Source organism: Geodermatophilus sp. SYSU D00742 (assembly GCF_054049935.1).
Window position 1 is genome coordinate 212,079 of record NZ_JBJGYJ010000002.1, and the last position, 19,273, is coordinate 231,351.

At 68.4% G+C, this 19,273-nt stretch carries 16 protein-coding genes; 6 read left to right on the plus strand and 10 right to left on the minus strand.

What is annotated here, in order from left to right; genetic code table 11:
• Positions 1–269 precede the first annotated feature (269 nt).
• A complete protein-coding gene (locus ACI78V_RS02355; protein ID WP_456848529.1) occupies positions 270–1,775 on the minus strand; it encodes a sugar transferase in 1,506 nt (501 codons plus the stop codon).
• Between the two features lie 887 nt (positions 1,776–2,662).
• Between ACI78V_RS02355 and ACI78V_RS02360 the strand changes: the two genes are divergently transcribed.
• From ACI78V_RS02360 to ACI78V_RS02380, 5 genes are all read left to right on the plus strand, one after another.
• Positions 2,663–3,499 (plus strand): ABC transporter permease, encoded by an 837-nt coding sequence (locus ACI78V_RS02360; protein ID WP_456848531.1) that lies wholly within the window; start codon positions 2,663–2,665, stop codon positions 3,497–3,499.
• Complete coding sequence (locus ACI78V_RS02365; RefSeq protein WP_456848533.1) at positions 3,489–4,790, plus strand: ABC transporter ATP-binding protein; 1,302 nt, start codon at positions 3,489–3,491, stop codon at positions 4,788–4,790. Before ACI78V_RS02360 ends, ACI78V_RS02365 begins: the two co-directional genes overlap by 11 nt.
• Before the next feature lie 143 nt (positions 4,791–4,933).
• Positions 4,934–5,731, plus strand: coding sequence for a hypothetical protein (locus ACI78V_RS02370; RefSeq protein WP_456848535.1), 798 nt, complete (start codon positions 4,934–4,936; stop codon positions 5,729–5,731).
• A 17-nt stretch (positions 5,732–5,748) separates the two neighbouring features.
• Positions 5,749–7,026, plus strand: coding sequence for a DegT/DnrJ/EryC1/StrS family aminotransferase (locus ACI78V_RS02375; protein WP_456848629.1), 1,278 nt, complete (start codon positions 5,749–5,751; stop codon positions 7,024–7,026).
• Complete coding sequence (locus ACI78V_RS02380; protein WP_456848537.1) at positions 7,023–8,009, plus strand: glycosyltransferase family 2 protein; 987 nt, start codon at positions 7,023–7,025, stop codon at positions 8,007–8,009. The genes ACI78V_RS02375 and ACI78V_RS02380 overlap by 4 nt, the downstream gene beginning before the upstream one ends.
• Before the next feature lie 373 nt (positions 8,010–8,382).
• Here the strand turns inward: ACI78V_RS02380 and ACI78V_RS02385 are convergent, their stop codons facing one another.
• From ACI78V_RS02385 to ACI78V_RS02410, 6 genes are all read right to left on the minus strand, one after another.
• Positions 8,383–9,222, minus strand: a complete 840-nt coding sequence (locus tag ACI78V_RS02385) for a hypothetical protein (RefSeq protein ID WP_456848539.1) — start codon at positions 9,220–9,222, stop codon at positions 8,383–8,385.
• Positions 9,219–10,061 (minus strand): hypothetical protein, encoded by an 843-nt coding sequence (locus tag ACI78V_RS02390; RefSeq protein ID WP_456848541.1) that lies wholly within the window; start codon positions 10,059–10,061, stop codon positions 9,219–9,221. The genes ACI78V_RS02385 and ACI78V_RS02390 overlap by 4 nt, the downstream gene beginning before the upstream one ends.
• A 167-nt stretch (positions 10,062–10,228) precedes the next feature.
• On the minus strand, positions 10,229–10,936 hold the full coding sequence (locus ACI78V_RS02395) for a class I SAM-dependent DNA methyltransferase (protein WP_456848543.1): 708 nt from the start codon (positions 10,934–10,936) through the stop codon (positions 10,229–10,231).
• Positions 10,937–11,017: 81 nt separating this feature from the next.
• Positions 11,018–11,410 (minus strand): transposase, encoded by a 393-nt coding sequence (locus ACI78V_RS02400; RefSeq protein ID WP_456848631.1) that lies wholly within the window; start codon positions 11,408–11,410, stop codon positions 11,018–11,020.
• 806 nt (positions 11,411–12,216) lie between these two features.
• Entirely contained in the window at positions 12,217–13,077 is an 861-nt protein-coding gene (locus ACI78V_RS02405) for a hypothetical protein (protein WP_456848545.1), read from the minus strand.
• Positions 13,078–13,858: 781 nt separating this feature from the next.
• Positions 13,859–14,956 (minus strand): glycosyltransferase, encoded by a 1,098-nt coding sequence (locus ACI78V_RS02410; RefSeq protein WP_456848547.1) that lies wholly within the window; start codon positions 14,954–14,956, stop codon positions 13,859–13,861.
• Between the two features lie 229 nt (positions 14,957–15,185).
• Between ACI78V_RS02410 and ACI78V_RS02415 the strand changes: the two genes are divergently transcribed.
• Entirely contained in the window at positions 15,186–16,364 is a 1,179-nt protein-coding gene (locus ACI78V_RS02415; protein WP_456848549.1) for a glycosyltransferase, read from the plus strand.
• A gap of 16 nt (positions 16,365–16,380) precedes the next feature.
• Here the strand turns inward: ACI78V_RS02415 and ACI78V_RS02420 are convergent, their stop codons facing one another.
• The 3 genes from ACI78V_RS02420 to ACI78V_RS02430 all read right to left on the minus strand — a co-directional run bounded on the left by ACI78V_RS02420 (position 16,381) and on the right by ACI78V_RS02430 (position 18,594).
• Positions 16,381–17,085: a hypothetical protein gene (locus tag ACI78V_RS02420; protein WP_456848551.1), complete on the minus strand. Its 705-nt coding sequence runs from the start codon at positions 17,083–17,085 to the stop codon at positions 16,381–16,383.
• Positions 17,086–17,146: 61 nt separating this feature from the next.
• The gene (locus ACI78V_RS02425) at positions 17,147–18,211 is read right to left on the minus strand and encodes an aminoglycoside phosphotransferase family protein (RefSeq protein WP_456848552.1); all 1,065 of its coding nucleotides are present in this window, start codon (positions 18,209–18,211) and stop codon (positions 17,147–17,149) included.
• A complete protein-coding gene (locus ACI78V_RS02430) occupies positions 18,208–18,594 on the minus strand; it encodes a hypothetical protein (protein ID WP_456848554.1) in 387 nt (128 codons plus the stop codon). Before ACI78V_RS02430 ends, ACI78V_RS02425 begins: the two co-directional genes overlap by 4 nt.
• Positions 18,595–19,273 lie beyond the last annotated feature (679 nt).

Consider the following 19,273-nt stretch of genomic DNA (forward strand, 5'->3'; position numbering starts at 1 on the left):
TCTGCATGAGGAGCGCATCGGCGTCCGGCCGGTGGGGGTGGAGCGCGGTGCCGGCGGCGTCACCCGTCCGGGGGACGGCAGCGGGAACGGACCCCGGCTAGGAAGGACGCCAGCCCGATCATCGGCTCACGACCCTCCACGAGGTGGGACGGCAGGTCGCGTGTGTTCGACCTCCTCGTTCCCCGCCCCGCTGCTGGTCGCCGTGGACAGACGGCCGGTCACGCGCGCCTGGCGGGCGGGTCAACGTCGGCCAGGCCGCGCGGAGGCCCTCAGTACGCCCCGGCGCCCCGCAGGATCGCCCGAACCGTCTTAGCGAGGATCATGATGTCGAGAGCCAAGGACCAGTTCTCGACATAACGGACGTCGAGCCGTACCGAGTCGTCCCAGGAGAGATCGGACCGGCCGCTCACCTGCCACAAGCCGGTGAGGCCCGGTTTGACCAGGAAACGCCGCCGCATGACCTCGCCGTAACGCTCCACCTCGGAGGCCAGTGGCGGGCGTGGGCCCACGAGGGACATGTCTCCCCACACCACGTTGAGGAGTTGTGGCAGTTCGTCGAGGGAGTAACGGCGAAGCACCCTGCCCACTCGAGTGACCCGGGGGTCTTCCTTGATCTTGAACAGGACGCCGTTGCCCTCGTCTCGGTCTCCGAGGTCTGCCATCATCCGCTGGGCCCCCGGGACCATGCTGCGGAACTTCAACATGGTGAAGGGTCGTCCGGACAGCCCGATTCGTTCCTGACGGAAGAACACCGGGCCGGGACTGGTGATGCGAATGGCCACCGCGATGCCCAGGAGCGCCGGGAAGAGGAGCAACAGCGCAAGGCCGGCTGCGGTCCGGTCGAAGAGTTCCTTGGTGAACCGGCGGACCCCCGTCAGCTCAGGCCGCTCCATGTGCAGCAAGGGGAGGCCCGCGACGGGGCGGATGTGCACACGAGGGCCGACCACGTCCGTGATGGCTGGCGCCACCAACAGTTCTGCTTCCGTGGTCTCGAGCTGCCAGCCCAAGCGTCGGAGTGTGGGACCGTCGAGTTCCTGGCTGGGAAGGACGGCCACGGTGTCGACCTCGAAGCGGGCGACCACGTCGGCGACCTCGTCGACCCCGCCGAGAACCGGGAGGCCGTTGAACGCGTCTGCGTGCGCTGCCCGTTCACCGGAGGGGAGGCAACAGCCGATGACCCGGTACCCCTGGTGCTTGTTCCGTTGCAACTCCTCATCGAGGTTCGCAACAGCCAGACGGTGACCGACCAGGAGCGTCGTCTGCTGCAGCCTGCCGCGACAACGCTGCCGGTAGATCCAGTGGCGATGGCCGAAGCGCTGTCCGAGCGTCAATACCGTGGACAGCGGCAGCGCGACGACCACGACACCGCGAGCGATGTCGAGATAGAGCGTCCACGACAGGGTCGCCACTGCGGCGAGCAGCCCGACTGCTGCGGCGAAGACCCGGCGGTACTCCTCCACGCCAACCCACAGGTAGCGCTGCTCGTACGTACGAGCGATGAGCATCCCCGACAGCCACATCACCGGCAGGGCCCCCAAGCTCCACCAGGGAGGCCGAGGGTCTCCGGTAGCGATGAGGTCGAACCAGAGCAGGTGACCCACCACTGCAGCGACTGCTGCACACAGGGCGTCCAGCACCACCGACCGTCGGACGTAGCGCAGTTGCCAGGCTCGGCGTGCCTCGGTGCCTTCTCCGCGCAGATCGGCGGCGAAGTTGGACCAGCCATCACGGGCCTGTCTCGGTGGTGAGGCACCCTGCAACCGCACCACCGACATCGGTGCCCCCTTCGCTCAGGGATCCGCAGTCTCGTAACGATACGTGACATCGATCCCCTCCCGAACCCGAACGGAAGGGGCAACCACACTCATGACCAGCAGTTACGCAACGCTCACATCATGACGTCGCGGGCAGTGTTCACCCAGAGTGAGCGAGCCTGTCGCGAGGGGACTTCGACGTTCCGTATCCGACTGTGCGCCTGTCTGCGCGAATGGACGTGAGGCCCAATCCTGCCGTAGGCAGATGGGTACAGGCGGTGCACCGCCCATCTGCCCGAGGAATGCCGGCAAGTCCGCGGGCGGGTGTTCGCCATTCGTCCTCGTGGCGGGACGCGCGGAAGACATTCCCGTACCCCTCGGCCGCCGGGGCGCGATCGACTTGCTGGGACATCTGGCCGCCCTCGACTCGACGCGCCAGGCTGCTCACCCGGGTCGATGTCGCAGTCGTGACTCTCAGGAGCGAGACGCGGGAGTCGCTCCTGCTAGGCCGAGCCACCACTGGTGGTTGCCCCTCTGGGGCAGCACTGTGGCTGCGCGAGTGGATGGCGCCACAGGAGTGAGGTCGAACCCGCCGGGCATCTCGCCTCGTGTCGGTTGTCCGGCCATGCCGGCTGCCGTCGTCGGTGCAGCGGGGGCGCACAACGAACCCGCGCGATCGTCCCTGCGAGCGGCCACCCGCTGAGCCCGTGGGCCGTTGCCCACCACCGCGAGAGCCCTTGCCGATAGCGCACCTGCTGGGGCGAAAGTCGGTGCAGGTGCCGTGGCGTGTTGCACAATCGAGCCTCCATCGGTGCGGTGGGACCTCATGAGGAGACGTGGCTCGTGCCCTTCAACCACCGTCGCAAGAGCCCGCGCTGCCGGTGCGGTGTCCCCGGCGTGACTCGCGCATGACGACGTCCCCGGCGCCGCCAGTCACGGTGATCCGCGCACGCCGGGCCACGAGGCTGGTGGACTGGTCGGAACTGTGGGCGTATCGCGACCTCGTCTACTTCTTGACCTGGCGTGACATCAAGGTCCGCTACAAGCAGACGGCGCTGGGTGCAGCTTGGGCGGTGCTGCAGCCCTTTCTCACCATGGTCGTCTTCAGCATCTTCTTCGGGAGGCTCGCGGGGATCAGTTCGGGGGACGTCCCCTACCCGGTCTTCGCCTACACGGCGTTGGTCCCCTGGACGTTCTTCGCCAACGCGGTGACGCAGGCGAGCAACAGCCTCGTCCAGCAGGAGTCGATCCTCACAAAGGTCTACTTCCCGCGCGTCATCGTGCCTCTCGCGGCAGTCCTCGCCGGCCTTGTCGACGTCACCATCGCCTTCTCGGTGCTGGTGGTCATGATGCTCGCGTTCGGAATCGTACCCACGATCGCCGTCTTGACTCTGCCGCTGCTGGTGGCCTTCGCCGCGCTGACCGCATTTGCGGTGGGCCTCTGGCTCTCCGCCCTCAACGTCCGTTACCGCGACGTCCGGTACACACTTCCCTTCATCGTCCAGGTGTGGCTCTTCGCCTCCCCGGTGGCCTATCCCTCGTCCCTCGTGCCGGAAGCACTCCGGCCCCTGTACGGCATCAACCCGATGGTCGGCGTCATCGACGGCTTCCGCTGGGCGCTGCTCGGAGACGTGGAGGCGCCAGGATGGAGTTTCCTCGTGTCCGTTGGCGTCGTCATTGTGCTCCTCGTGGGCGGGCTCGCCTATTTCCGTCGTATGGAGAGGTCGTTCGCGGATGCCGTCTGAGGCCAGCAACGTCGCACTGCGGGTGGACGGCTTGGGCAAGCGGTACCAGTTGGGGGAGCGCGAGTCGTACCTCGCCCTGCGTGACGTCATCTCCCGGGGGGTGTCTGCATCGTTCCGGAGGTCTCGTCGCCGTGAGCGCTCTCGAGACTCCACCTTCTGGGCGCTGCGTGACGTCAGCTTCGAGGTCCTTCCGGGGGAGGCCGTCGCCATCGTCGGTCGCAACGGTGCCGGCAAGAGCACGTTGCTGAAGATCCTCAGCCGGATCACGGAGCCCACGGAGGGCCAAGCCGTCGTCGCAGGCCGCGTGGGTGCGCTCCTGGAAGTAGGGACGGGGTTCCACCCTGAACTGACAGGACGGGAGAACGTGACGCTCAACGGTGCGATCCTCGGAATGCGACGACGGGAGATCCAGTCCAAGTTCGACGAGATCGTCGACTTCGCCGGCGTCGAGCGCTTCGTGGACACTCCGGTGAAGCGCTACTCCAGCGGCATGCGGGCGCGACTGGCGTTCGCGGTCGCGGCCTTCCTCGAGACGGACATCCTCGTCGTCGACGAGGTCCTCGCGGTCGGTGACGCCGAGTTCCAGAAGAAGTGCATGGGCAAGATGGGTGATGCAGCGCACGGGGGACGCACCGTGCTCTTCGTGAGTCACAACATGACCGCTGTGGAGTCCCTCTGCCGGCGGGCGGTGTGGCTCGACGGGGGGTGCGTCGTCGCTGACGGCCCGACGCCCGACGTCGTGGGCCGGTACCTGTCGACGTCCTTCTCGGCATTCAGCGAGCGCACGTGGCCGGACCTCGAGTCGGCTCCCGGCACCGACGCTGTCCGGATCCGCCGGGCGGCCGTCCGGCCCGAGTTCGGCGACCCATCCGACCCCATCGACGTGCGCACCCCGGTGGCCATGGAGTTCGAGTACTGGAACCTGCGGCCCGGGGCGCTGCTCAACCTCAGCCTGCACGTGTACAACGCGCAGGGGGTCATGGTCTTCAACGCCCTTCCGCTACTGGAGAAGGAGTGGCAGGGGCGGCCGTTCCCGCGGGGTCTGTACCGCGACACTTGCCACATCCCCGGCGATCTGTTCAACGACGGCACGTACCGGGTCGAACTCCTCGTCATCTCTGACTCACGAGCGATCTACAAGCAGGACGAGATGCTCGTCTTCGAGGTGAGAGACGACCCGCGCAGCCGTGACGGCTGGTTCGGGGCGTGGGAGGGAACGGTACGGCCACAGCTGGCCTGGGAGACCGAGCAGCTCGCCGACAGCGATGCCGCCCTGGGTGAGCGTCGTTGACCAGGTCGACGGGTCAGGGCGCTGCCTACGTCGACCCCGCCCATGTGGCCTCCCAATCTGAGATCCGCGCACTCGTCGCCAGCCCCCGCTCCGGGAGCTCGCTCTTGGAGCGGGGGGTCGAGGCGACGGGTCGCCATGACCTCATGGGGCCGTATCAGCTCTTCAGCCGTCGGGACTGGTCCCGGTTCCCGGACCCTCTTGCAGCTCTGGAGGGCAAGGCCACCAACGTCGTCCTCGTGGCCGCCCCGCTCCACGAGGTGCTTCAGAGCCGCCTGGAGGTAGCGTTCCCCGACCGTCTGGCCCTCTTCCAGGGCCATCTCGTCCGCGACCTCACCGCGGAGGCGCCGTTGCCCCCACACGATCGACGGCAGCTGCGACGCGCCGGCCGTTCGGTCGATGTGGAAGTCCTCTTGGTGCCCTTGAGGCACCTGGATGACTGGGTGACGCTCTGCTCTGGACTCGTGGCTCGACACAGACTCGGCGGGATTCACGGCTCCCCACGGGAGTCCCTCAAGCGAAAACTCCAGCTGCGCGGCATGGTGGCACTCCGCGCTGACCGGGGAGGTGCGATCGTCGCCATGACGCTGTGGTTGGTGGACTGGGAACGGGCCCACCACCTCGGCGCGTCCTCCGACGCGGGTCGGCAGGTCAGCGCCTGCTGCGCGTCGTTCGCCGCTGGGCTGGAGGGTCTCGGTGACGACGGCGTCCGGTTCGTCGACTTCGGTGGTGTCGCAGGCGCGGGGCACAAGGAGGACGGCCTCTCGCGCTTCAAGAGCGGCTGGCCCACCGAGGAACGGCCGGCATACCTGTGGGGGCTGGTCTTCGACGAGACGAGCTACGCGACGCTCACTGCTGCGACTCGAGCGTCCGGCGAGTGGTTCCCGGCGTACCGAGCGGCCGACCGGAACGTCGCGGTCAGCGCGCAGGGAGCGGGGGAGTGATGAGGCCTGCGCAGGACATGCCGTCAGGTGCCGAGCCGACGGTGGATGCCCGATTGGCCAGCTTCGCCGTCCTCGGTGGCGTCCCGGCGTTCGACCGGCCGCGCCATGTGGGGAGACCCAACCTCGGGGACCGCGACCGTCTGCTGGCCCGCATCGACGGGATCCTGGACCGGATCTGGTTCAGCAACGGAGGTCCGCTGGTCCAGGAGTTCGAGGAGGCGGTGGCCTCGATCGCCGGCGTCCGGCACTGCGTCGCCACGTGCAACGGCACCTTGGCGTTGGAGATCCTCGTCCGTGCGGCTGGACTGACCGACGAAGTCATCACCACGCCCTTCACCTTCGTCGCCACGCCACACTCCCTGCGGTGGCAGGGGATCACCCCGGTCTTCGCTGACATCGACCCACACACGCACAACATCGACCCCGCCCAGGTCGAGCGGATGATCACCCCACGCACCACCGGGATCCTCGGCGTCCACGTCTGGGGCCGGCCCTGCGCGGTGGACGACCTCCAGGCGGTCGCGGACCGTCACGGGCTGCCGCTCCTGTTCGATGCTTCCCACGGGCTGGGTTGCTCCAGCGGGGGACGCATGATCGGCAGCTTCGGAGCGGCGGAGACCTTCAGCTTCCACGCCACGAAGTTCGTGAACTCGTTCGAGGGCGGGGCGATCGTGACCGACGACGATGACCTCGCGGATCGGGCCCGGCTGATCCGGAACTTCGGATTCGCGGACTACGACCAGGTCCGTAGCTTGGGGACGAACGGCAAGATGTCAGAAGTGGCCGCGGCCATGGGACTCACGTCGCTGGAGGCGCGCGACCGGTTCATCGCCGTGAACCACGAGAACTACGACGCCTACCGCCGCGGCCTCGACGGCATCCCGGGAGTGGATCTCATGGTCTACGACGACGATGATGTCACGACCCGTCAGTACGTCGTGGTCGAGATCGACGAGTCCGCGGGCCTGTCTCGGGACGACCTCTGCCAGGTGCTGTGGGCCGAGAACGTCCTCGCCCGACGGTACTTCTACCCCGGCTGCCACCGGGCCGAGCCCTACGTCTCTGAACAGGGGCCCGACCGGCTTCGAATGCCGGCGACCGATCGCCTGGCGGCGCGGGTCCTGACCTTGCCGACCGGCACCGGGGTCTCGACTGCGGACATCGAGGTCATCACTGGGCTCATGCGGCGCGCCATGTCGGCGGGCCCCGCGCTCGCCGCCGCTCTGCCGCGCCGGCCCGGATCCCCTCCAGGCGCCGTTCCCGTCCTCCCGGACGAGCGGCCGCAGGCCGGATGAACGGCGTTCCACGTCCAGTGGCCCCCGTTCGGGTCAGCGTCATAGTCACCGCCTACAACCACGAGGCCTACATCGGACGTGCTCTGGAAGGCGTCCTCGAACAGGCCGGCGTGTCGTTCGAGTTGCTCGTCGGCGATGACTGCTCGACCGACGGAACGAGATCAGTGATCGACAGCTATGTCCGTCGGCATCCAGACCTCATCCGCGTTCACTACCCGGAAGCGAACCTGGGCGGCGGCGGGAAGGTCATGTTCGACGAGCTCATCCGACGCGCCCAGGGCGAGTACATCGCGGGGTTGGACGGCGACGACTACTGGACCTCGCCCGCCAAGCTCCGCGTCCAGACCGCCCATCTCGACGAGTATCCCGCGTGCTCGATGGTGTTCCACAACGTCGTCCGCCACTTTGAGGACGAAGAGCGGCCGGATGAGCTGTATCTATCACCGGGGGATCAGCGTCGGCTCGAATGGCGAGACCTGTTCGGATCCAATCCGGTACCCGCCTGTAGCCCCCTGTTCAGACGGGCGGTTCTGAATCCACTGCCCGCCTGGTACTTCCACCTGCCATGGGGAGACTGGCCCCTCTACTTCATCGCGATGGAGAAGGGGGAAGTACACTACCTGCCCGATGTGATGGGGGTCTTCCGCCTCCACGACAGAGGAATGCACTCGGGACTGTCCGATGTCACGCGACGAGAGAACGAGGTTGAGTTCTTCAGTCGTCTGGTCGGCGTGTTGCCTCCTTCGCAGGAGGAACACCTCCGACGACGACTGGCTCTCGCCCTGAGCCGGCTTGCTCGTGCACAACTGCGGGTGGGGGAACGCGACACCGCACGAGCCTGTCTCGCCGAAAGCTTCCGCACCTGGCCGTTCGATCCGCGGTACCTACACGGTGGCAGGGGGGAGCGTGCACGTCTCGCGCTGTGGGCACTGACCAGACTTCCCTCACGACCTCCGATTCGGCCTGTGGAGGACGTCCGTTGACCCGCTCGGCTGGGGCGGTACACGCACTCCTCATCCGAGTATTCACGGCCTTCGAGTGAGTGAGGTCCAAGCGATTCCGCCACAGGCGTACCGGAACCATGACCTGGGTGCCGGTGCGCGACGCGGAGACGGTGACTGAATGGCCGATCTGACGGCAGGCGGCTGCCGGTCGGTGAACTCAAGCCGGAAGCGCCCCCAAGCACTGCGACGACGTTCCCGCGGGACCGCGCAGGTCGCATGTCACGACGCGCTGCCTGCCCCTGTCGATGATTCCGGCTCGCGGCCGTTGGGGCGGCGGATGCTCACCGAGGTGCCCCTGACCGGCAGTTGGCCGTTCGTCGGCCACGATTGGCTCAGCGATCGCGCGCTCTCGCTAAACCGTGCCGCGCTGGAACGTGGGCCGTCGCAACATGCGAGTCGCCATGCTGGCTTTGAAGTGCAGGAGCGTGTCATCGGGTGCCGCTGTCGTGCCACCGCCTAGCACGCAGATGACCGCTCCGCGTCTCGCGCACTCACGGAGGCCCTCGAGTACAACGAGGTTGACTGATCCGGCCTCGGGCCTGGGTTCAGCTCGGCTTGCACTGAGGTGGTAGCTGGCATCGGCGCCGCGGGCGAGGAAGATCGCTGCCGCACTCACTCCATGCGCGTCTCGAGCGGTGACTTGGAAGGCGCCGGATCGGGCGAGCGCGTCGAAGTATGGGTTGCCGAAGTGGTACAGCGGTCCGGCTCGCACCGCCCGCATCGCCCGACGGTAGAAGACACCGAAGTCCGGCTCCACCGGGCCTACTCGGGCGCTGGCGCCGTAGCGCAGTGCACGCCGCACCATCGCCCGTGCCTTTGGCTTGAAGGCGTCGAGCGGGTCGCCGTCTAGGTCCGCAATGCCAACAATCCGCTCATCGACCACCGGGACTCGATGTCTGAGGCATTGCGCCAGCAGCGCGCCGCATCCTACCGGTGAGAGTGCAACCCGGAGCGGTCCCGGGCTGAGGGCCAGCACCTCCGCGAGTTCCATGAGATCGCACTCTGAAACCTGGCCGACCGGGTGAGGGTAGCCGTAGACGGTGTGCATGCTGCCGTCATTGGTCCTCAAGAGTGTGAGGCGTGCGCGTCCGGCGTCGACGACGACCGGAACCGAGCCCTCATGGGCCGCGCTCGCCTTGATGTAGCCCGCTTCCTCGAAGGGGCCGTTGCCCTTGCACTCGAGGAGCGTCACGGAACTTTTCTGACGGGCGCGCCGTGAGTCGCCCGGTAGGGCGGGAAGTATCCGGGGTGAATGTCTCGACGCTGGCCGTAACGGCGACAGAGCTCGTCATACGCCTGTCGGACGTACACCTGCTTGAGCCCGTTCAGGGGGAGGCGCGCGGGGCGGAACCGCTCCTTGGCCTGCGCGACCGCGTCGCCCGGACTGACGCCTCCACCGAGGTTGTACGTCGGCACACCCAGCTCGGTGAGCCGGTGCATCGCGGACCATGCCAACCCGGCTGCGTGCCGCGATCCTTCGTCCGTCGAGACGAGAAACAGGTCGTCTGCGCCATACGGGGTATAGCCCACCACCCGCACCGCCTCAACGCATCCGTTCGATTCGGCGCCGAACATCAGCACGTTACCTGAATCGCAGATCGCCTCCAGTGTCCGCGCATCGTACCGGTACTGAGGCGCCGCGCCGCGACGTTCCATGAACGCCCCATAGTGGGTGAGCAAGAAATCGCGCAGCCGAGCCCGATCGAGGTCATGCATCCCCGGCGACCACGCCCGGAGTTCGCGTCGCCGATTCCGAGACAGGCGATCATGTAGGGCGTCCAATCCCAACGTCATATCGAGGACGTAGATGTAGGTGTTAGGATAGACCTCGTCAGGATCGATGTACGATGCGTCACCGTACAATGGGTTGAGTGCGATGTAGCCGCAGACGTAGCCCTGACTCCGGGCGAAACCGCGGAAGCGCTCCGGGAAGTCGTTCCATTCTCCCGTGCCGACGAAGCCGGAGAACCCGGAAGGCGTGGCGATGTCGACGTGCTCGTCGATGAGACGTTCGGCGATCGGGCACGCCACGCGCGCTCCTTGCGTCTCGGCCCGGTATAGAAACGTCCGCTGGTTCGTGCTGAGGTAGTTTGCATGGCAACTCTCCCAGGTGTGAGCCCAGCTGTGGGGGAGTGTCTCCAAGGTCTCCTTCCATCGGCCTACATCACCGAGGTCGATCACCTCTTCGTGCGTCATCTCTATGTGCCGGGCAGTCGCCGCGCCGTGTACAGCCCGCGCCCGAACGGCCCGTCGGCGTCGAAAGTTGCGCGGAGGCCTCCTGCAGCGAATGCAGCGTCCCAGTCCTCCTCGGAGAACAGCCCGAGCTCGTGACGCTCGGTGAAGGACTCCATGCCGTGCGGTTCTCCTACGAGAAAATGCTGATCGAGGATGGCCAAGTCGCCATCGCGTTCGTGTCGGTACATCCACGCAATCTTCAAATCTGGACTGTCATAGAAATTCGCTACGAGGTGATCGGACCAGAATGCCGCCGGTGTAAACCATGGCTCGATGAGCAGTACGCCGTCATCTGTGAGGTGCGAGGTCATGCGCTTGACCGTTGCAGTGAGCCGGTCAGCCGTCTTGAGGTAGGCGACCGAACCGAAAAGGCACGTGATCACATCGAAGCGCCTCGGCAAGCTGAACGAGGACATGTCCGCGTGGTGGAGGGGCACGCCTGGACAGCGGGTGTGCGCCGCAGCGAGGAGATCCGGGTTGAGGTCGAGTCCCTCCACGTCGTAGGACGCACGAAGGTGCTCGAGGTGCTGGCCCGTTCCGCAGGCGACATCCAGCAGCGTCGCGGCCTTGGGGTTGACCGACTCGATCGCGCCACGCACGTACTGGGCTGCCGCTGCGTAGTCCTTGCCGGCGTACATGACGTCGTAGAGCCGGGCCGATCGCGAATACATGCCCGGACCCTACGGCTCCAGGGGGAGGTCCACGACCTCCTCGACACTCGTCGCCCGAACGCCCGCAAGGCGCGGTGATAGTCAGGGTGAGGATCTTGACATCCAGCTGAAAGAACGAGCTGTCGATGTAATGATCGTCCAGCTGAAACCAGCCTGGGCGTCGGTGCGTCGGGTGAAGTAGTTGGCACACAGGTCGACGTAGGGTGCGCGCTGGGTGGCACGTGCCAGGTGATCACCATCAGGGTGTCGGCACGGCGACGGCGAAGACCCCCTGACCTTCGCGGTTGCTGCCTCAGCGACGGCGAGATTGCTGTACTGGGCGCCGGCGTAGGTGCCGCGGGTGCGAGTTGCCGCCGAGGCCGCCTCGACCAGGGCAGTGCGCAGCGCGGCATCGCCCCTGCGGGCCTTGCAGGAGCGGCGTTTACCGGTGGACTCGTGGGTTGCGCGGGCACAGCCCGGCCCACCTGGCCAGATGCGCGGTGGTGGGTCAGGCTCATACCCGCGCCGATCTCGACAAGGACCACCCGAGCGGTGCGCGGCCTGATCCCGGGGATCGTGCCCAGCAGGTCAACCTCCGCGGCGGAGGGAGCCAGCCAGGCCGCGTCGGAGACGTCGGTCTGGCGCCCAGGCAGGTTGTTCACGTGCTCGGCGTTGCAGAGCAGCAAGTGATCCCGGCTCGGCCGTCAGCACGTGCCAGAGGGGCCTCCGGTACGCCCATGGTCGCCCATCGCCGCTGCGCCCACACCCTCGACGGCTGGCAGGCACCCCGATCACGGTGCGCCGCGGTGAGGGTGTCGTAATAGGCGCGACTCCTGCGCTTGCTCGCTTCGTCCGCGGCGGGTCGGCGGACGGCCGCCAGCACGGGGTCCCCGTGCACGTTCAGACCCGCGCATCGATCCACAAGCACATCGATCTCGAAGGCTCCTTCCGGGTTGTCCGACGGGAACGGCGCATGGGCCTCTGCGTGTCGTAAATCTGCTGACGCTCGTGCTCGTAGCCACAGTCGTTGGTGCAAGGAGACCTTGGCGCTGGTCTGACCTGCGTTCAGCACCGGCGAGAACGCGGGCTGCGCGGGCGGCCGTGCGCGGTTGTCGCCCTCATTGGCACCTCGAAGGGGCGGGGCGGTCTGACCTAGCGGTCCGCTCCTGCGGCCGTGTATGAGGACGTCATCGGGCACTGTCGCTCGCTCGCCACTCCGATGCGACGCTGGCGCCGATACGGTCAACGACCCTCCGCGCGAACTCGCCGTCCGGATGGCACTTCTTCGACTCGCATGCCGATCACCCGTTCAGTGCCGCCCACGAAACGCCCAGCCGCGGGTGTCCGAGCCAGGCCGGTGCGAGAAGTGGATGGTGGCCGAGGGGCGCATGAGCCGCCCCGCGGAGGTCCATCTCACGTCGTGCGGGGGACTGTCCGTGGTGCAGCCAGCAGAGGGTGGCGAGTGCACCCAAGGCCGAGTTCGGCACGTCGAGAGCGGTCGCGGCCGCGCGGATCCAACGAAAGAGTCGCGGTGAGTGCGCTGATTCACCGGCGAAGACGCGCAACGTGCGCTCGATCCGGGTGGAGACGTCAGCTGGTCCGTCGATGTGGGCGAAGACGTCGGCCGCGAAGTAGAACAGATCCCACAGCGGAAGGCCCGAATGCCGAGCCGCCTCCCAGTCCACGGCGGTGAAGGAGTGACCGTCGGAGATGATGTTCCAGGTGCCGAGGTCGTTGTGCTGGAGCACCGCGGGAGTCTCGGGCACTCGGTCGACCACGTCCTCGGGCACACCCAAGCGGCCACCCGCCTCCACCGCGAGAGCCCGCAGTCGTGCCCGTTCGGGCTCCAGCAACTGAGGTGCCCGAGCCGTGTGCCGACCCACCTGCACGATCCAGTCGGCGATCTCGTCGAGCAGGTGCCACGGACGCCGACGGAGCAGATGGACGAGTTGAGTGCCGACCGCTGCGGTCTCGACGGACGCGGTCAGTCCGTCCACGTCGAACTGGCCCAGGTGGCGGGGAGCGTGGGCAGCCACTGGTCCACCGGACCTGTGTGCCAGCGCCAGCCCCGCCTCGTCGTCGACGAAGGACCGGTCGTACCCCTGGACACGGCTGAACTTGACCACCCAGGTCGGTTGCTGCCCGTCCAGGACGTAGAACACGGCTCGCTGCAGTACGTCCCCCGTGCCGAGTCGAAGGATCCAGTTCCTCCCGGGGCGAACCCCGACGCGCTCGGCAGCCTGGAGGATGGCCGGCGGCCGCGACCTGTCACCGCGGGGGAGGACCAGGGTCACCAGCGCGCTGGAGGGGACGAGAGCCTGGGTGGGCACGGGGAGCCGGGTGAGATGGGCGATGCTCCGACTGAAGCCACGGGCCAGGGCATCACGAGGCGCCGCCTGGCGGAGATAGTGCCGGAGCGCTGTGGTGGGGGAGAGTGGCAGGACCAGTCGAGGAGCCGTGGGATCGCCGCGGAGGAGCAGCGGCAGCGACGTCCGTGCCAACCCACGCATCCGGGGAGGCCGTCCCACGAGGAGGTGGGCCCGTCCCGGGAGCCGCAGCGCCTCCTCGGCGTCGCCCGCTCCAGCGACGACGAGATCCCCGGGGGCTCCAGTGTGACCTGCCGGCCGCTGGTCGACCTCGATGCCCGCCTCCTCGAGGCCGACCGCCATCGCCGCCAGCTGCGGCCGCTCGCCGGTTCCGACGACCACCGCACGCCGGACCATGTGCGGTAGGACGAACCTGAGGTCCGCACTGCGGAGGGTCACGATCCGGCCAATCCAGCGGCTCCGCCGCTGTCCGCCGGGCCGTGCTCTCGTTGCTGTCCTGCATCCCCGTGGATGGAGGCGAGAGTGGGCCAGGCGGTGGGTGCGCCGCGCTCACGGCCCGACGCGGGGGAGGCTGGCATCTCGCGTCCGAGGCCGACGGCCTCGGGCTGGCGCGACGTCATGTCCGCTCCGGTTCCCGACGACCATCGCCGGCCACGGCGACGGTGTGCTCGTACAGCGCCATCGTCGCTGCTGCCATCAACCGGACGTCGTACCGCTCCGCGATGAGCGCGCGCCCCCGCACCCCGAGGGCAGCCCGATCGACAGGTGCATCGGCGAGCTGCCGGAGAGCATGAGCCAGAGCGGACGGCTGCTCGGGCGGCACCACGAGGACCGCGTCATCCAGTGCAGCCCGGACCTGGCCCACGTCGGTCGCGATGCACGGGACACCCAACGCCATTGCTTCCAGCAGAGCGAAGGGGAGCCCCTCGCGACGGGAGGAGAGGCAGAAGACGTCCAGCTCGACGAGGAAGGATGCGGGGTCCGTGACCTCGCCGATGAAGGAGACGGGGAGGTCGTGAGCGCGCGCCTCCAGCGCAGCTCGCTGTGGGCCCTCACCTGCGACTCGGAGCCGCACCCCGGGTCTGTCGCGGACGACGAGGTCCAGTGCCTCCAGGAGGACGTCGAACCCCTTCTCCCGGACGAGGCGGCCGAGGCTCCCGGCGACGAGTCGTCCCCCTCCGTCGGTTCTCCGCGCTGGTGGTCGATCCAACAGCGGTACCCCGTTCGGTATCACGCGTATTCGCGCGGCGGGCACCCTCAGCGTCCGCACCAGAAGGTCCTGCGTTTCGTCCGAGACGGTGATCACCGTGCGCACACCGCGGAAGAGGACGGGCAGGAGCAGCCTCTGCAGTCGGCTCCGCGCCGGCTCGGGGGAGTGGACGGTACTCAGGAAGGGAGCTCCACTCAGCCGCGCCGCCAGCAGGCCGTAGCGGTTGTTCGCCGGCGTCGACTGGTTGACGTGGACGAGGTCTGGCCGGGTGGACCGGACCGTCCTGACCAGCCGTGCAAGAGCCCCCAGGTCACCCTTGCGACCGACGCCGTCGACGGCGCGGAGCTCGACTTCGCTCGGTAGCGCTCCCAGGAGTCGCTCGGGCACCGGGCGAGGGGTCACCACGATGGGGGTCATCCGGCCCGACAGCTCCTGGATCAACCGGGCCACGTAGGTCTCCGCTCCACCCCAGACAGCCGTGTGCAACACGTAGGTGACCCTCATGGCGGCCACTGTTTCAGGTCCCGTCCCTCGGCGGCGCCTGCTCGCCCTCGGCGACGCGAGCCCGAACAGGTCGGAACGCGCCGCGGTCCACGTGAGGTGGAGCTGGTCTCAGCGCGTAGCCTCATCCCCCTGTTGAGGGGCAACGACTCCAGCTGGCCCCGAGCGCTCGCAGGGAGCGCCGGGTGGATGGGATCGAGCACGAGACGGAAGGCACGAGGACGTGCGGATCGTGAGCATCTCGCCGTTCCTACCCTTCCCCGGCATTCCGCACGCCGGCGGCGAGTTCTTCCGCAGGCATGCCGTGCTGCTGTCCGAGGACCACGACGTGGTCGTGGTCTCGCCTCGGGTCCCGGACAACGAACTCGCCTTCGAGCGTGCACCGGTGGTGCCCTACCGGCGACTCCTCGTCGAGCCGTCGGCACGTCGTCGTCCGCTGGCAGCGCTGGCCGTCAGAGCAGTCCCGTTCCTGGCCGCCCGTGCCTTCGCACACGCCTGCCTGCGTGATGAACGGGTCATCGCCGCGTTGCGGGCCGCCGATCGGGTGGAGCTCCAGTGGTTCAGCTCCGTGCTCCTCGCCTCACGGATCAGACGTGCCGTCCCGGACACACCGCTGGTCGGAGTGTTCCACGACGTGGTCTCCCAGGGTCACCAGCGGAGAGCGATCAGCGGACACCTCCCGTGGCGGTCGCGAACGGTGGCGCTGCTCCGGTGGCTGATTGCGATCCCCTTGGAATGGCGTGCCATGCGGGCACTGCAGACCGCAGTCGTCCTCAGTGACAAGGACGAGATGTTGTTGAGGCGGCGCGGGGGCTCCGCCCGTGTACTGGTCGTGTCACCGCCCCTGGACTCGGAGGACATGCCGGATCGGCTGGAGCAGCACCGATCGATCGAACCGCGGGTGCTGTTCGTCGGTGCGCTGGGCCGGCCGGAGAACCACGACGCCGCGACGTGGTTCCTCAGCGACATCTGGCCGCGCATCCGGTCATCCGTCCCTGAGGCCCGGTTCACTCTGGCCGGTGCAGGTGTGCGTCCCTCCCTCGTCGAGGAGGCCGCCCGGCACGACGGCGTCGAGGTCACCGGATACGTTGACACCCTCGGTCCCTACTACCGCCAGGCCTCCGTGGTGGTGGCGCCGTTGCGCATGGGAGCGGGCGTCAAGCTCAAGTGCGTCACTGCCATGTTGTGGGGCGTTCCGGTCGTGGCCACGCGGGTGGGGGCCGAGGGAGTCGACGGTCCTGGGGTGTTCGTGGCCGTCGAGGACGACGCGCGCTGCCTCGCTGACGCCGTTGTCGCGGTCTTGCGGGATCCGGCCTCTGCGGTCGAGGTACGGGCGCGCGCCCTCGATTGGGCGCACCGCACCTACTCGTCGCAGGCGTACCGGTGCACGCTCAAGCGCTTGTACGACTGATCGACCCCCGGAGCGGTCAGAAGTGCTTGTCCTTCAAAGGGCCTCGCAGCGTCCACTCGATCCCCTCCGCGACGAGGCGCTGCAGCCGGCTGCGGGCGCTGTCGTACCGGCGCTCGGCGTGGCTGCCGGAGCGCCCCAGGACGTCCGGCTGGGCGCGGAGGCGCACCAGGGTGGCGCCGTCCCCGAGCCCGGTCAGGACGCGACGCGCCAGGACGTGTTCTAGGAGGACTCCGCCGGGCCCGTCCACCTCCGACCCCGCGCCGGTCAGGTAATCCCGCCAGGCTGCTGCCGTGGCCGCGAAGAAGCGGGTGTCCATGTGGTCGAGACTCATGGCGAGGCGTGCCGCGAACGAGCAGGGCGGCAGCGTCAGGGGAAGGCAGCGGCCGAAGTTGCGGACGACGAGCCGGCCGGTGCACTTGACCCAGACCTCTTCCCCGGCGTCGCCCCTGTAGGTCGCGGCGAACTGGTCCATCATGGCTGCCTCGGTGGCACCCTTGCCCAGCGCGACCAGTGAGGGATCGGGCACGGGGACGGGCCGCAGGTGGAGGTCCTCCGGCAGGGAGCCGAATGCGTCGCGCGCCAGCTGTTCGAGGTCCTCGCCGCTGTTCTCGTAGAGCACCACGGTCGCCCCGTGCGCACGAGCGATGGGCATCCAGTGGCGCAGACTCTCCACGTACTGCTCGCGTCGCTCCGCCGGGTCCCGGAGGTGCAGGACACGCATCGCCTGTGGCGTCACGGTAGCCGTGAGCAAGATCTTCACCGTCGTCCTTCGTCCCATCTGGTCATCCGGCTGCCACCCGCCGACGGGGTCGGGAAGTCTGGAGCGACCGCGCCAATCGATGCCCGCTCTCCCGGAGGAGGGCCCGCATGTGGCTGTCGATGACGCGTGCGCGGGCCTTCATCAGGCTGGGGTACTGCGTCAGCGTGGAGAACTCGCGACGGCGTCTCCAGCGCAGGACGTGCTGTTGCAGCAGACGCAGTTCCAGGATTGCTGGGTGCGCCACAGTGTTCCCGTAGGCGAGTCGGAACTCCGACTCCAGGTGCCGCCGCAGCGACCTGATCGGGGGCCACGCCACTCCGGGGACGAGAGCCGTGTCCGAGGAGACGATTGCGAGGAAGCGCGCGGCGTCGTCCTCCGGCAGTCCCAGGCGCACCAGGAGGGGATCCAGCATGGTGACACTGTCCCGACCTGTGATGATGAGGTTGTTCGGTACGTAGTCGCCGTGCAGGAGCACCCGCCCCGCTGGTACGGCGACGTCCGGCATCTCCAGCAGTGTTCTGCGGACCGCCGCCGGTAGCCGTACGCCTACCGGACTCAGGAGCGCGCGGTCCGCTGTCACCACGTCCTGCGCGAGGCTGCTCAAGGACACCGTCGCCCCGGGCTGAGCGTGCCGGTGGAACTCCCGTAAGAACCGGCCGGCGGCTGCGACCGCCCGGGCCGCAGCCCACGGGTGCAGCGGGGCCCGGTGGACGGCCTGTCCCACGGTGGGGCCGGGCACGTGCTCCATCACAACGGCACCGACGTCCTCGAGCAGTGCCACCGGACGCGAGACGGGTGCGGCGCCATCGTCGCGGTACCAGGCGTGCGCTCGTCGGAGCGCCGCGAACTGGGTCTCCGCGTCCAGCGGGGGCTCGGTGTCGACGGCGTCGTCGCCGGGAGCGGGCACCTTGATGACATAGGTCGTCCCCGAAGGGGACGCCTGCACGGTGTAGAGCGTGGACCGAGCAGTGCGCATCGGCTCCGACAGGAGGGTCAACCGTGGGCCTGTGCGTTCTGTCCCGTGCAGCTCCCGGGTCAAGGACTCGAGGACCTTCTCCAGCAACGGGTCGGGGTGTGCAGCGGTCACGGCAGCCGGCTCCACACGACCTCGGCGACCTCGCGCGCCACGACCTCCGGCGGCCGCTCACCGTCGACGACCACGGCACCGAGTTCGTCCGCGGCAGCGGTGTACAGCCGGCGGAAGTGGCGGAAATCGTGCAGCTGCCATTCGTCGGCACGACGGGCGCTGTTGGTCTCCGGGGCGACCGCGAGCAGGACGGCGACGTCGGGCTCGGGGCAGATGGCCCGGAACAGGCGTCGCTCGAGCGTGATGTCCGCACCCCGGCGGAGTGCGTACCAGTAGACGAGCTTCACCTCGGCGTCGAGGACGAAACGATCCAGCACGAGTACGCGCGCCGTCCGTCCCTGCCAGACCCCGCGCCAGACGAGCGTCGCGTTGCTCAAGACCACAGACGTGATCCACACGCGCTCGGCCAGCCGGACGTGGACGGGAACTGGACGACGCGAGCCACTGGGAAGAGCCGAGGCCGGCTCCGGCGTGGCTCCATCCGTCATGACCGGACGTCGCCACCGGTCGGCGAACGCCCGGAGAGGCCCCGGCAGAGGAGGGCGCTCCGTGGTCCGCACCCAGGCTCCTGCCGTGGGGACGCCGGCCTCCTCGAGCGACTTCCGCAGCCGGGCATGCTGCGTCGACTTCCCACTACCGTCAGGACCGGACAGGGACACGAGCGTCGGGAGCCATCGACGCGGGACCAGGTTGCGGGCCCTGGCGCTTCGCACCCCGCGCGGACCGGAGCCCACCGCGAGCAGTAGTTCGGCCATCCGCCGCGGGGGCCCCCAGGCCTCAGGTGTCGCCAGACTCCGCCTGAGCATCTCCACGGGAGCCGTGAGGCCCAGCCGCCGCGCCAGGTCGGCAGCGTCGTCCCACACGCGGGAACCGGACGCGGCGGCGTCGGTTGCCCGGCGCCGCCCACCCGGCGTGAGCCTGCCTCGGCGGAGCAGCAGACTCTGCGCCGCCAGCACCAGCTGTACATGCGGAGCCGGTCGGGACAGGTGGCGGAAGCCGGGCAGTGGAACGGCTCCAACCATCAACTCCGCGCCGTCGTGGCCCCGGGCCGACGCCCAGTCG

Excerpts from the sequence above, each read along its gene's own strand:
- ACI78V_RS02420 (WP_456848551.1), bottom strand. The coding sequence starts at position 17,085 with ATGCGTGTCCTGCACCTCCGGGACCCGGCGGAGCGACGCGAGCAGTAC.
- ACI78V_RS02380 (WP_456848537.1), top strand. The coding sequence starts at position 7,023 with ATGAACGGCGTTCCACGTCCAGTGGCCCCCGTTCGGGTCAGCGTCATA.
- ACI78V_RS02395 (WP_456848543.1), bottom strand. The coding sequence starts at position 10,936 with ATGTATTCGCGATCGGCCCGGCTCTACGACGTCATGTACGCCGGCAAG.
- ACI78V_RS02365 (WP_456848533.1), top strand. The coding sequence starts at position 3,489 with ATGCCGTCTGAGGCCAGCAACGTCGCACTGCGGGTGGACGGCTTGGGC.
- ACI78V_RS02370 (WP_456848535.1), top strand. The coding sequence starts at position 4,934 with ATGGGGCCGTATCAGCTCTTCAGCCGTCGGGACTGGTCCCGGTTCCCG.
- ACI78V_RS02410 (WP_456848547.1), bottom strand. The coding sequence starts at position 14,956 with ATGAGGGTCACCTACGTGTTGCACACGGCTGTCTGGGGTGGAGCGGAG.
- ACI78V_RS02360 (WP_456848531.1), top strand. The coding sequence starts at position 2,663 with ATGACGACGTCCCCGGCGCCGCCAGTCACGGTGATCCGCGCACGCCGG.
- ACI78V_RS02375 (WP_456848629.1), top strand. The coding sequence starts at position 5,749 with ATGCCGTCAGGTGCCGAGCCGACGGTGGATGCCCGATTGGCCAGCTTC.
- ACI78V_RS02355 (WP_456848529.1), bottom strand. The coding sequence starts at position 1,775 with ATGTCGGTGGTGCGGTTGCAGGGTGCCTCACCACCGAGACAGGCCCGT.